The 13,317-nt window shown below is 50.9% G+C and carries 14 protein-coding genes; 1 reads left to right on the top strand and 13 read right to left on the bottom strand.

Annotation, left to right across the window (positions count from 1 at the left end; translation table 11 throughout):
• Position 1 precedes the first annotated feature (1 nt).
• The 11 genes from R70331_RS12180 to R70331_RS12130 all read right to left on the bottom strand — a co-directional run bounded on the left by R70331_RS12180 (position 2) and on the right by R70331_RS12130 (position 9,683).
• Positions 2-2,026, bottom strand: coding sequence for a Na+/H+ antiporter (locus R70331_RS12180; protein ID WP_042175743.1), 2,025 nt, complete (start codon positions 2,024-2,026; stop codon positions 2-4).
• A 117-nt stretch (positions 2,027-2,143) separates the two neighbouring features.
• Positions 2,144-2,779: an NAD(P)-dependent oxidoreductase gene (locus tag R70331_RS12175; protein WP_042175741.1), complete on the bottom strand. Its 636-nt coding sequence runs from the start codon at positions 2,777-2,779 to the stop codon at positions 2,144-2,146.
• 20 nt (positions 2,780-2,799) lie between these two features.
• Positions 2,800-3,672 (bottom strand): VOC family protein, encoded by an 873-nt coding sequence (locus R70331_RS12170; RefSeq protein ID WP_042175739.1) that lies wholly within the window; start codon positions 3,670-3,672, stop codon positions 2,800-2,802.
• Between the two features lie 161 nt (positions 3,673-3,833).
• The gene (locus R70331_RS12165; RefSeq protein ID WP_042175737.1) at positions 3,834-4,262 is read right to left on the bottom strand and encodes a MerR family transcriptional regulator; all 429 of its coding nucleotides are present in this window, start codon (positions 4,260-4,262) and stop codon (positions 3,834-3,836) included.
• Between the two features lie 414 nt (positions 4,263-4,676).
• Positions 4,677-5,099, bottom strand: coding sequence for an Rrf2 family transcriptional regulator (locus R70331_RS12160; protein WP_042175735.1), 423 nt, complete (start codon positions 5,097-5,099; stop codon positions 4,677-4,679).
• 61 nt (positions 5,100-5,160) lie between these two features.
• Positions 5,161-5,949: a hypothetical protein gene (locus R70331_RS12155; RefSeq protein WP_042175732.1), complete on the bottom strand. Its 789-nt coding sequence runs from the start codon at positions 5,947-5,949 to the stop codon at positions 5,161-5,163.
• A gap of 28 nt (positions 5,950-5,977) precedes the next feature.
• Entirely contained in the window at positions 5,978-6,202 is a 225-nt protein-coding gene (locus R70331_RS12150) for a type 1 glutamine amidotransferase family protein (RefSeq protein WP_042175730.1), read from the bottom strand.
• 60 nt (positions 6,203-6,262) lie between these two features.
• Positions 6,263-7,009, bottom strand: coding sequence for a type I methionyl aminopeptidase (map, locus tag R70331_RS12145; RefSeq protein WP_042175728.1), 747 nt, complete (start codon positions 7,007-7,009; stop codon positions 6,263-6,265).
• 197 nt (positions 7,010-7,206) lie between these two features.
• On the bottom strand, positions 7,207-7,836 hold the full coding sequence (locus R70331_RS12140; RefSeq protein WP_042175726.1) for an SGNH/GDSL hydrolase family protein: 630 nt from the start codon (positions 7,834-7,836) through the stop codon (positions 7,207-7,209).
• Between the two features lie 167 nt (positions 7,837-8,003).
• Positions 8,004-9,182 carry an NAD(P)/FAD-dependent oxidoreductase gene (locus R70331_RS12135; protein WP_042175723.1) on the bottom strand — a complete coding sequence of 393 codons (1,179 nt, stop codon included), beginning with the start codon at positions 9,180-9,182 and terminating at the stop codon, positions 8,004-8,006.
• A 57-nt stretch (positions 9,183-9,239) separates the two neighbouring features.
• The gene (locus R70331_RS12130; RefSeq protein ID WP_042175719.1) at positions 9,240-9,683 is read right to left on the bottom strand and encodes a helical membrane plugin domain-containing protein; all 444 of its coding nucleotides are present in this window, start codon (positions 9,681-9,683) and stop codon (positions 9,240-9,242) included.
• Between the two features lie 322 nt (positions 9,684-10,005).
• On the opposite strand from R70331_RS12130, the gene R70331_RS12125 reads away from it, so the two are divergent.
• Positions 10,006-10,623 (top strand): nitroreductase family protein, encoded by a 618-nt coding sequence (locus R70331_RS12125; protein ID WP_042175717.1) that lies wholly within the window; start codon positions 10,006-10,008, stop codon positions 10,621-10,623.
• Positions 10,624-10,800: 177 nt separating this feature from the next.
• On the opposite strand, the gene R70331_RS12120 is transcribed toward R70331_RS12125, so the two are convergent.
• Both R70331_RS12120 and R70331_RS12115 read right to left on the bottom strand, forming a co-directional pair.
• Positions 10,801-11,424 carry a hypothetical protein gene (locus tag R70331_RS12120; RefSeq protein ID WP_042175715.1) on the bottom strand — a complete coding sequence of 208 codons (624 nt, stop codon included), beginning with the start codon at positions 11,422-11,424 and terminating at the stop codon, positions 10,801-10,803.
• A 573-nt stretch (positions 11,425-11,997) separates the two neighbouring features.
• Positions 11,998-13,248, bottom strand: a complete 1,251-nt coding sequence (locus tag R70331_RS12115) for a purple acid phosphatase family protein (RefSeq protein ID WP_081947592.1) — start codon at positions 13,246-13,248, stop codon at positions 11,998-12,000.
• Between the last annotated feature and the right edge of the window lie 69 nt (positions 13,249-13,317).

The following is a 13,317-nucleotide window of genomic DNA, read 5'->3' as shown; positions in this document are numbered from 1 at the left end:
GTTAATCCTCCCAGATTGATGTTTCCAGCTGATCGACGAACCGGCGCAGCCTGCCGGCAATCTTGAGATTGATCGCCCCGGTCTGATACATCTGCTGTACCGTATCCCGCTGCTCCTGAATCGCCTTAAGCTTAAGCTCAAGCTTCTGATCGTCAACAATCCCGTCTTTGCTCCAGCCTTCCCCCTGCTCCAGCCTTGATTCGATTCGTTCATATTTATCGATAACCCGCTCGGCCGCCGCACGGTTCTCATCATTGATCCCGCTGGTGACTGCACTGACGGCAGCCTGGCACATAGCGATTTTGGCTTTGCGGGCCTCTTCCGCATTCTGGATCGCCTGCCTGCCTTCTTCACCGCCGAGCCTGCCGGTAAAAAGCCCCGAGAACAGCCGCTGAAGCTCGGTCAGCGAGAACTTCACATGCGTATCAAACCGCTGGCACAGGATGGATTCAGTATGATCCAGCATTTCCTCCATTTTCACTGCAACAGGGGCTGGAATCGTTCCGGTCTCCGTCATCCGCCTCAGCTCGGTGCGTTCCGCCTCAAGACCGTTCAGCCTCGCTTCAACGCCCAGGCGGCGCATTCGTTCTGCTGCCGGATCATTATCCTGCCTGAGCGCACAGATGCGGTCAATCTTGTCGGTGAACTCCAGCAGCGCAGGCTGGTTCGCGCGTTCCCCGGTCTCTGTGACAAGGCTCCGCAGCATGCTCATTCCTGCATCTATAACCACCGATCTTGCCGCCAGCTCTGTACTGCCTCCGCCTGCTGCCTGGAGAACCGTCTCTTCCGGGTTGCCTGCCAGCAGCGGCAGCAGAATACTTGCGATTACCAGAGACATCAGAATAACACCGGCCGCAAGCGCAATGATTAAGTCGCGCTCAGGAAACGGGGTTCCGTCTCCCAATGCCAGAGGTATAGAGAACGCACCGGCCAGTGTAACGGCTCCCCGGACACCTGAGACTGAGGTAATCACCAGCGATTTGAGCGGGGTCCGCTTGTCCTTAAACCTCAGATTTTCAATCAGGGAATACAGATACACCCAGACAAAGCGCAGCACAATCAGAAGGGCGGTAATGACCAGCACATACCCGAACACCATAAAGTTGTTAATCGACTCATCCCGGTAAATGACCTCAACGACATCCGGCACTGACACTCCAAGAATCAGAAAGACCAGGCCGTTCAGCACAAACAGCAGGACTGACCAGGTGCTCGCCGATACCAGCTGCAGCTTGTATTGCGGAGAAGCGGCCCGGTCCTTCTCAATCGCATATACAACCCCGCCTGCGACAACGGCAAGAATGCCGGAGACCCCGATCTCCTCACTAACCAGATAGATAATGAACGGAGTAAGGATCTGCAGCAGGACGTGCATAGTAACATCCTCCATGCCAAACCGGCGCAGGAACACACTTAGGCGGATCAGCAAAAAAGAAAGTATTGCCCCCAGCAGCAGACCCCCGGCAGCAATGATAACAAAGCTTAGACCCGCCTTCGGCAGCGAAAATACACCGGTAACCGCAGCGGCAATCGCAAACTTGAAGGCAACCAGGCCGGAGGCATCATTCATCAGCGACTCCCCCTCGAGAATCCGGTGGATGCTGCCAGGCAGATGCACTCTTCCGGCCAGCGAGCCTACCGCGACTGCATCAGTCGGCGAGAGGATTGCCGCCAGCGCAAAAGCTGCAGCCAGCGGAATGGACGGAATCATCCAGTTGATGGCATATCCCGCAACAACCACAGTGACAAACACCAGCCCCAGCGCCAGCAGCAGAATCGGTGCCCGCAGATTCCACAGCTCCCCGCGGGGTGTCCGCCTGCCGTCGTTGAAGAGCAGCGGAGCAATGAATAACACAAAGAAAAGCTCAGGCTCAAAATGCATATGTATTCCCGTAGGAACCAGTGCGGCGATAACTCCAAGACCGATCTGGATCAGGGGAACCGGCACAAAAGGAATGAACCTGTTCACAACATTGGATGCCGCAATGAGCCCCAGCATTAACAGTACCGCAAGAAAAGTTTCCAAGCTGCCTCAGCTCCATTCCATACAATTTCCCTTTATTATATCCCAAAAAGAGGCATGGCCGCATCATCCGGCTATGCCTCCTGCACACTAATTAATCATCCACCATTCACTTGTGGCTCAGGACTCGGAAACAACCGTGAACCGTTCCCCGATATGCTGCGGCTGTTCGAGCTCATCTACAATAGCAATAGCGTAATCTGCATAGCTGACGTAGCTTTCACCCTTGGAGTTGGCCAGCAGATGATCCTTACCCTTGGTATAGGAACCGGTTCTAGCCCCAACAGCAAAGTTTGCGGACGGGCTGACAAAGGTCCATTTCAGACCTTCCGTGCCCTGCAGAATTTCAAGATTTTTCCCTTGGTTCAGCGCCGTGGGCTTAACGAAGTCCGGGAAGCCCGGTGTCTCTACTACTCTGGTTGTTTTGGCTTCATCCACAAACAGGCTGCCCGCTCCGCCGACGACGATCAGCCGTGTTCCCTTAGCATCCTTAAGTGCATTAATCAGCACATTTCCGGCATCCACATGCAGATGCTCCTGGCCGAACGGCGCGCCGAAAGCATTGACTACGGCATCAAAAATCTGCAAATCAGCGGCAGACAGCTCAAAAACATCCTTTTCCAAAACGGCTGCCCGGCTATCTGTTACTTTTGCAGCGCTGCGTACAATGGCGGTAACCTCATGGCCCCTGTCCAGCGCCTCCTTTACAATCTCGCTTCCGGCTTTGCCGCCTGCTCCTATAACTGCAATTTTCATCGTTTATCCCTCCAGGTCTATTATTGCTTCTGATGTTGCACAGTCAGGTGAATGCCGACATTCCACGGGTCTGTTAAAATAACCCCGTCTGCTGTATCCGTCACCGGATAACCGGCCTCCCTCACCCGCAGTGCAACTGCTTCAACCTCATGTACGCCGGGCAGCTGCAGCGTGAAATAATCAATGCCCGGAGCATTATCCGGAGTTGCAGGCGCACCTTGGCCTGCCCAGATATTCAGCCCCATATGGTGATGGTAGCCGCCGGCCGATATAAACAACGCTGAATTACCATAATGGGTCGTCGGCTCAAAACCGAGTGCATCCACATAGAACTTCTTGGCCTCTGCTAAATCTCCGACATGAAAATGCACATGCCCAATCACTGTACCTGCAGGCAGGCCCTTCCAGGCAAGTCCTTCTGAAGCAGCCAGCAGTCCGTCCACATCCACCGGATCAGTGGTCATCACGTAATCCCCGGCAGAGTCCCGCTGCCAGGTATCACGCGGACGGTCACGGTAGAGTTCAATCCCGTTGTTGTCCGGGTCCTGAATATATAGAGCTTCACTGACCAGATGGTCGCCTTGTCCGATCTCCATCTCTGAGTCAATCAGATTGCGCAGCACCAGCCCCAGACTTGGCCGGTCGGGCAACAGAATTGCGAAGTGGAATAATCCCGCACCTTTACGGCTTAACACCTGCGGATGTTCAATTTCACGCAGGTTCAGCAGTACCCGCTGCCCGTCTGCCGTCATTTCCGCCTCCCGGCCATGCCGGCGCAGAACCTGCAGCCCCACAACATTCTGATAAAAGGCGAGCGAGCGTTCAAGGTTGCTTACTCTAATCTTTACAAAACCAATCGCCGTTGTCTCGTGTAATACCGCTGTTGCCGTCATATGGAATCCCTCCTGAAGGTAGCTGCCTCCGCTGAACCTTAAATTGCAGCTTAGTCTTAGCTTCTGCTACTATTATCATTCACTTGTAACTTACTCAGTTACATTTAAACTAACTTTATTATAGTTGCACTCCATAAGTTTGTCAATTACTTTAACAATCTCTATTTAATAATCTTGTCTGCCCTATAGATCCGGTTTTGCTCTGTGACAACGTAGACCCATTCCATCAATTCTTCCCTGCTAAATTTAAACTCATTATCCACTTTAAAAAATGGCAGCATATGCCCGGTAAAGATTCCATTATTACTGAGGATTGCATTCTCCGCTTTTATAACGTTAATGATCTGATCCTCTTCCAGACCCAACAGCTGCGCTGCTTCCTGGATATTCAACACTTCTTTACCCTCTGACTTTATCTTCACCAGCAGCTCAGACTGAGCCTCAGCTTCAATCTGTGTCTGCGCTACCGCCGCCTGCACGGCCTTATCACTGCTCTCTGCACGTTCACTGCTGATAATCAGGCAGCCTATGATAAAGGAAATGCCCAATATCAGACTTGATCCAAGCATGGCTAGATAATGATTCTTCATATGTATTCTGTCTCCCTTATTTCATATTTCCGGTATGCCCGGCCTCTTCTTTCCCTGCCACAGCGGCTCTCTTCATGTAAGTCTAAAGGTTATGGAATATTCTGTAAAGGAATGCTTCTGCCCGCAAAAAAGTAGCCCCGCCGGTGTCCGGCAGGGCCAAGGTCTATTATAAGGGGGTCATGTGATTACTATAACGGCTGAACCTTAAAAACGGATGAACCGCGCATAAAGGTTTTATGAAATGAATTCAAATAAAAAAGGCAAATAAAAAGACCCTGCCGAGGCACGACAGGATCTATCAAAATGCATCCACTGGGGGGTGGAGACCTCAACTATACTCCCCAAACCTTAAAATAAGATAAAATCCTGCTGAAAGCTAACTTAAAATTCTAAAAAATACACATTTTTGCTACATTAACCGACGGGAATCTGGTCCACAATCAGATCAAGCGTAACCTCCTGCAGCACCTTCTCCATCGCTTTCTGGGCCATAGAAAAGACTGGAACAATCGCACCTGCAATGTTCTTGCCGACAGGACACTCAGGATTCGGATGATCATGCACCGAGAACAAGCTGTCTTCCTCTACAGCGTTCACAGCACGGTATATTTCCAAAAGGGTAATTTCTGCTGCGCTGCGCGTAAGCTTGGCACCGGCTACACCGGGACGGACCTCCACCAGCCCTGCCTTGTTAAGCATACCGGTAAGCCGCCGGATCACGACCGGATTGGTATTTACGCTGCCGGCAATCCACTCGGAGGTGCTTTTTCCTTCCTTATTACTGTCAATTAGCGTCAAAATATGAATAGCGACCGCAAAGCGGGTGCTGATGTTCATGAGTATCTCTCCTTTAGGGCCTTCAGACAAAAGCTATAGATGCAACTATAATAGTTACATTTTAAACTGTTGTCAATCCCGCAAGCAGCTCCTGAACCTGCTCCGGATATTTTTTACTGAGCCGCGCCTTGCCCAGATTCTCCTTCACGACCCGGATCATCCTGGCATCGCCGCTCTCTCCCAGCCTGCGCAGCAGAGCGAATCCGGCCTCCGGTTCGCCGGCTGCAAACAGGCTGAGACTATATTCAAGACCCTTGGACAATACGCGGAAATGTTCAGGATCACAGCCTTGCGTCTTCCCTTGAATAATGCCATCCGTCATTTCACCTGCCAGCTCCAGACAATACAGCACTTGACGGCTGGTTTTGAGCAGGGGCGGATGAGCCAGGCCGGCCAGAAAAGCACGCTGCTCCAAAACAGAAGCATTGGGCCTCCAGCCGTCCAGAAGCTCCTGCAGCAGCCGGAAATCATCTTCCCCTATGTACTGTAATCCGATTGCAGCCGCTTCACGGACTCTCCACCTTGGATCGTTCATGGCCGTTCTGAGTATGGCCCCGATCCGTCTGCGGCGTTCGTTATCCGCGTAGCTGTAGTGGGCAGCACAAGCTTGAACGGCACAGAACGGGAGGTATTCACCGGGATCTCCGGTCCATTGTATAAGCAAAGACCATGCTGTATCTGTAATTTCCTTCTCAGCATAATATTTGGCAAACTGTGCTGCCAGCGCAAGATTAGCTCTCGGCCCAGGCAGGCCGCTATTGCGCAGCATATATTCCTCAAGCTGCGGCCAGCACCCGCTGCTGTCAAGCAGCTCCTGCAACGGTTCAAATTGATCCTTTTTTCCGCTCATACATAAAGGCCCCTTTAACTAGCAAATTTCACTGCCGCTGCACGATCCCTTGTAGAATATATGGATAATCAATCTGCTTCTTCACTTCCAGCATAGCCTCTTCACCAGCCAGCAGTGACAGCATGTACAGCCCCAGGTCAATAGAGGTGGAGACACCGCCGCCTGTGATAACATTTCCGTCTTGGACGATCCGCGCTTTTACAACGTTGGAGCAGTACGGCGACCAATAATAAAGGCTGCCCCGGACAGCCATTGCCTGACTATTACCGGTGCAGCCCTGATTACATCGCGTTTTCCTGCTGTCTGTTATTTCTTAAGCGCTCGTGAGGATAATCGGCTTGCCCTTGGTCACGATAATGGTATGCTCAAACTGGGCAACCCGGCTGCCGTCACCGACACTTAAGGTCCATCCGTCACTCTGCTGCTCTGCAAAATCCGCTCCGGTACTCAGGAAAGGCTCAACAGTGATGACCTGGCCTTCCTTAAGCACCGTCTGTACGCGCGGATTATAAAACGGCAGGATTTCAAACGGCTTCTCATGCAGCGCCTTGCCGATTCCATGGCTGCACAGGTTACGGATTACTTTATAGCCGCGTTTGCCGGCTTCGCGCTCCATCACCCGGCCGATCTCATTGACCTTCATCCCCGCACGCAAATGATTAATTACACTCATCATGGTCTCTTCTGTACTGCGGCACAGGTGAATCAGCTTTTCATTATAAGGAGGCAGCTGAAAAGAAACCCCGGCATCTGCATAATATCCGTTCAGCTCAGCCGATACATCAATGTTAATGAGGTCTCCAGGCTGAATCACCTTCGGGCCGGGAATACCGTGCGCAACCTCATCATTGATACTGATACAGGTGCTTCCCGGAAAATCATAGGTTACCCGGGGTGCTGATCTGGCCCCGAAACGCTCCAGCAGCTCTTCCCCAATCTTATCCAACTCTGCCGTTGTCATACCCGGAACCACACTGCGCTTCATCTCTGCGATGGTATAGCCAACCACTTTCCCTGCTGCCTGCAGGCCCTGCAAATCCTGTGCGTTATCGCTGGTCATCTGTCCACTTCCTTCTGCATATTGATCGCTCAACGGTGAAAGTAATTCCCTGTTCTCCATAACCGTATATATCCATCCATTATAACAGTCCGGGGCAGCAGAATGAAATATACACAGGAAAAACCATGCTTCAGAATCAAAAAAGACCGGTCCGCACACACTTACGGATCAGTCTTCGTCTAGCGCTGTTGTTTGGGCTAGCTGATGGCGCCGGCTGCTTTAAGCCAGGCTTCAGCAATCAGTGCATGCCCGGCCGGTGAAGGATGTACCCCGTCACCTGCCCAGTATGCAGGCTCCGCCTGCACCGCAGCAGCTGCAAACAAGCCGTCTAACGGAACAAGCGCTGCACCGTATTCGCGCGCCAGTGAGCGCACGACATGGATTTTCGGATCAAGATCTGTACGCCAGCCCTTCCGGTCTTCCGGCACGGGCAGCACAAAAGGCTCAACCAGAACGAACTTAGCATCCGTTACCGCCAGTGTACGCTCAATCAGATCACGGTAAGCGGATTCAAATTCGTCTGCCGTAGTTTCAAAGCCTGAGTCATACCAGCGCCAGGTATCATTAATTCCAATATAGATGGATACCCAGTCCGGCTTCAGCTCCAGACAGTCACTGTCCCAGCGTTGCTGCAAATCCGTTATCCTGTTGCCGTTGATCCCCCGGTTAAATACGGTCAGCTTTTTCTCCGGGTACAGCAGTCCTAATCTGGCAGCAGCCATCAGGGCATAGCCGCAACCCAGTGATGCAGCATCACTATAATTACGTCCGCAGTCTGTGATGCTGTCGCCGATAAATACGATCACATCATTATCCTTGAATCCCATTCTATAAATCCTCCCATGACAAACCAGATTAATACAAACAAGGATATTATAGCAAAGGGCAACGAATAGTACAGCGGATTTTTTCAATAGAGGCAAATAGAGGCAAAAATCCCCTCCATTATCCCGGCCTCTGTAAGGCTCATTTCAGGATTGGAGGGGATAGTCGTCTAGTAAGCCAGACTGAACAGGCCTTTAATATGAGTCAGGTAGCGGATATTGCTGGCTTCCTTCATCATAGTTGCCGGAAGGCCCTTAAGCGGAGTCGAGCTGCCGCCGATAATGGCAACGCCGTCCTTGCGGCCGAGGCTGGCAAGTGTTCCGGAATTAATCGGGCTGAAGCTTTCCATCGCTTTGTTATTCAACAAAGCATAGAGGTTGTATCCGATCAGCTCGCCCATCTGCCAGGCAATCTGTGCCGTCGGCGGATTTGGACGGCCGTCCGGCGCGAAGTGAACGGCGCTGTCTCCGGCAACGAACACATCCTTATGCGAAGCGGACTGCAGGAAATCATTGACTGTAGCACGGCCGCGGTTAACCTCAAGTCCGGATTCCCCGACCAGCGGATTCCCCTGCACGCCTCCGGTCCATACAAAGGTGTTGGCAACGATCTTTTGACCATCCTTCAGATCAATGGTGTTGCCTTCAACATTGGTTACAGGCAGTCCGGTCAGGAACTGTACACCGCGCGCTTCAAGGCTTGCGGTTGCCCGCTGAATCAGGTGATCCGGCAATACAGGCAGAATCTTTGGCCCTGCTTCGACGAGCAGCAGCTTGATCTCTTTCGGATCTACGCCATAACGCTTGGTCAGGTTAGGCAGAACATCGGCAATTTCACCAACCAGCTCAACGCCGGTTAATCCGCCGCCGCCGATCAGAATGGTTGCATCCGCAGGGTTTTTGCTTTGCGCGTATGCGGCGATTTTACTTTCAATGTGGGCGTGAATGTTTTTGGCATCCTCTGCCGACTTCAGTACCATGCTGTACTGCTCCAGACCCGGGATACCAAAGTAAGCCGTTGTACTGCCAAGTCCGACAACAAGTGCGTCATAAGAAAGGGTTGAACCGTCAGACAGGCTGATCTGCTTGCTGTCCACGGAGAAGGATTTTACCTTGGCGATCTTCAGATCGATATCTTTACCGGCAAACAGCTTCGCCAGCGGCATCGCAATCGCCTTTTCCGAGATGCTTCCGGCTGCCAGACGGTGAAGCTCTGTAATAATCTGGTGAGTCGAATACTGGTTGACTACCGTAACTCTTGCTTCAGCTTTGCTCATATATTTACGCACAGTCAGCGCGCTCAGCAAGCCGCCGTAACCTGCACCCAGGATAACAATATGTTTTGACATTCTATTTCCTCCGTCCATACGTGTGTATACATTCTAAATCAATAAAGTACAGGTTACTTACTTCTGCGGACTGCGTTCGCCGCTGACCTCCAGATAGGCGTTCACGAAGCGGAGCATTTTCTGAACCTGGGGATCCTTGATCATTTTCATCATGCCGAACAGGCTGATATTGTCCGTACTGGCCTCAGCGCGGTCCTTAGCTTCGATTACGGTAGCAGCCATGTTTTTAACCGACCCTACAACAGGCTCGGCAATTTCTTTGATCGCACCTACAGTGTCATTCTTTAGCACATCATCCGTTGCAACCGCCTGGACAAAATCAAACGATTTCGTTAATACTCCGGCCAGCTTAGTCAGCTTAGGCAGCTCCTCCACCAGTAATGCAAGCGACTCCTGAACCTCAGGCTTCAGCAGCTGTTCGAGCAAGTCCTCCTTGGATACCTTTGCTGCGGCAGCTGTTTCTTCCTGTTCAGGCAGTGATTGTGTAATTGTTTCAGACATATTAGCCTCTCCTTCGCGTTGACATACCTGCTTAATCATATCTAACTCACAAAGTCAGTGTGCCTATTATACCACCGTTATTGTTAATTATGTCACAAAGTTTTTACCCATTTAGCCTTATTTTGTGATATTAATCACTTATTTAATGGCATTTTCGCGTATTTCCTTCTTTTTTATAAAAATATTTATGAATTACCGCCTAAAATCATTGACGATCCTCAAACACCATGCTATCTTAAGCAAGTAACTTAATGTAAGTTTATTATAAAACATCAGTTATTGATTTTTATTAACCAATACATAAACTAACGGAGGCATAATAATGAGCAATTTTTCAGAATTAGTCCAAGCCCGCAGATCCGCCATGAATTTCGTAGAAGGTGTTTCTATTTCCAAGGCTGAGCTGGAGGAGATGTTCTCGCTTGCCCGTCTCGCCCCTTCCAGCAACAATCTGCAGCATGCCCACTACAAGGTAATTACCGATCCGGCAGTCAAGGAGCAGCTCCGCAAGGATGCATACAACCAGTACAAGGTTCATACTGCTTCAGCCGTCATTATCGTATATGGTGATAAGAATGCTTACCTGCAGGCGCCGGAGATTTACAGCGGCCTTAAGCTGCTTGGCGCTATGAGCCAGGAGGAATACGATAACACCATCCAGTCCATTAATGATGCCTATGCCGGCAATGAAGCCTTCCAGCGCGATGAAGCCATCCGTAACGCCTCCCTTTCAGCCATGCAGTTCATGCTGATCGCCAAGGACAAGGGCTGGGATACATGCCCGATGATCGGTTTTGTGCCCGAGGCTGTGAATGCAACCCTCAATGCACCGGATAATCTTGTCCCTGCCCTGATGATCACAATCGGCAAAGACAACAAGCATAAGATCAGACCGCGCGGCTACCGTAAGCCGGTTAACGAATTCGTGGATTTCATCTGATCCTTGCACGAAGAACAGCTATAGAATGCGCAAAAAGGCCCTCCGTCATCATTAGGCGGAAGGCTTTTTTGTTGCTTCAGGCTGCAAACAGCCCATTATTACTATGTAAAAGTGGACACCCTACCTGGAAACCGAGGTGAGGTGTAATCAGTGAATTGGACACAAAAATTTACCGTTCTATTTTGCGTATTGCAGGATTGCTATTGCTGCCCGTTCACGCCGGTCCGCATCATCGCTGTGGAGAGCTTCTTTAAGGACGGAAACGGCTTTGGCGACGGTTATTTCATCCACCAAATTGCGCTTACCGTCAGCTACGGAATCAGCCAGGCTCTTCCCCTCGATCCACAGCTCCAGCCGTGCCGCCGGCAGCGTCCCGCGATACCTGGAGATCAGGCTCTCATCTGCCAGCAGTTCTGCAGCTTCCGGATTCAGCGCGCTTTGCGGAATGCTTCTCAGCCAGGTTACACCGCGCCGGTGACAGCGGCCGTCCTCCGGTGTATCGCCGGTTTCGTCATAGAAATAGTCACCCAGATCGCCCAGATGCACCCACTGCCCGTCGGCAATCAGCACATAATCCCCGTCCTGCATTTCATGCACGAACAGGTTAAGGTTAACCACGGCTTCTTCAAGCTCCGGTCCCTTATATGCCCCGCTCTTCAGCAATCTGGCCAGCATCTCCTCCGGACCGGCATGTTCCAAATCTCCGGTGCCGGGATAACCGATACAGATATAGTTATTCTCCAGAAACTCCCCGATCCGCTCTACACCCATAGGTGATGTTGTTATCCGAAACAGCTTCATTGATACTCCTCCTCTGTTGGCTTCATTATACATGATTGATCTAACCAGGCATTACCCGGGTACAGGCCGCGAATACCGAAAAACTGAGAACCAGACAGAATAATAGCGCTTACAAGAGGATGAGCTGAAAAATAGTTCCATTTCTTAAGATTAGCGCTTTTTACAGCCCGGCCGTCTGCAGGTATACTTAAGACATCAACTCAAGGGAACCTTACACCGCTAGCAGGAACGTCTGACAGACAGCAGTAACTATTCCGCAGCAATCCTGAGCAGCTGTAATCCCTGAGCTTGAGACTATATCTTTGATCCTGGCGTTAAAGCTTTCAATTCATCCCCGAACGAAATGGTAGGAGCTTCTTAAAGCTCAAATGTTACATCGCAGTCCACTCGTGGCAGAGGATGAATTAGAGAAGATTTATCGTGCAGGATAGGCAAATTCACTGCCGCCTCGGACGATTTCTACCCGGCTGAGTTCAAAGGATAGGATAAGGAGTCTGAGCATAACATGGGTATAGTGCAAACATCGTAAGCCTCTATCGTTGATGACAATCAATGATAGAGGTTTACGTGTGTTTAGTGGGTAAGTGTAAATTCATCCAGCAGGTTGCCATCCACATCGTAAGCCTGATAAGTCAGTACTCTACCGCTAATGGAAATGCCCGCAAACATCGCCTTGTTGTTCTGAAAATGTACAGCATGATAGAACTGGTCTTCTTTTTTCTCATTGAACTTGTTGCCGGAAGCGTTCGTAACGACATAGACCGTTCCTCTGGACGCCCCAGCCGCTCCTTCACCCTCAGCTACAATTTCCCCGTCCAGCAGCGGATAAGACCGCGAATACTCATGATTATGCCCCTGCAGCACCAGATCAACCTCATATTTGTCAAAAAGCAGAGCCCAGTCGTCCAGCTTCTTATAGGTATTACCGCCATATGCCGGACGGTGAAAAGCAACGATTTTCCAGGCTTTGTCCGTACCGGCAAGATCCTTTTTCAGCCATTCAGCCTGTTTTTTCAAGTTACCCTCCGTGTTCAGCACCGTAATATGCACCGGTCCATAGTCGAAGGAGTACGATGTTCCGGCGATTGAGCCTTTGGCCCCGTTATCCGGGACGTTGAAGTGAGAGGTGAATTCGGCTGCTTGTTCCTCCACCTCATCGTGGTTTCCTGTCACCGGCATCAGCGGGATACGGGACACGAGGCTGTCCACATTGCTGAAAAAGCTGTTCCACGCTGCTGAATCTTCGGCTTCCTCCGTAAAGTCCCCGTTATGCACAATAAATTGTGCCGCCGGAAAGGTCTCTGCTGCCTTGTTCAGCGTCCTTCCCCACACCGCAAAATCCGCCGGCGTTATTCCTTGCGAATCGGTCACATTAATAAAGGTTACCTGGTCAGTGTCTGCTTCCGCAGTGGTGAAGCTGGCAGCAGCCCCCCACTCCCCGTCCTTGCCTGAACCCGCCCTGTAAGTGTACACGGTACCCGGCTCAAGCCCGCTAACCTCCGCTTTATGCACGCCTCTTTTTCCTTTATCCGTCTTAATTGCGGCATCTTCCGCCTTTATCCTGATTACTGAAGCACCGTCAAAAGAGGCCTCGACTCCCTTTACAACCTCCAGCCTCCCCGCTGCGGCAGCATCCTCCGTATACCAGGTGAACGCTCTGCTGGTATCCGTATCCTCTTTGAACGTAGTAACCAAGTTATACGGGGTTCCCGGTGACAATACAGTCTCCGGCCGCTCCGCCTTCAGTTTTTCCAGTGCCACGGCAGCTACAATTAACACTATGAGAATAATTCCGATGATAAACACCATTTTCAAATCCTTCACACGGGTCCCTCCTGATGCTGTGTACTTTGTTAACAAAGATAGCCTCCATTAAGCTCCAAAGTCAACCGG

The organism is Paenibacillus sp. FSL R7-0331 (assembly GCF_000758645.1).
In the GTDB taxonomy this organism is placed as follows: domain Bacteria; phylum Bacillota; class Bacilli; order Paenibacillales; family Paenibacillaceae; genus Paenibacillus_AQ; species Paenibacillus_AQ camerounensis.
This window is presented reverse-complemented; position numbering and strand designations above follow the sequence as displayed.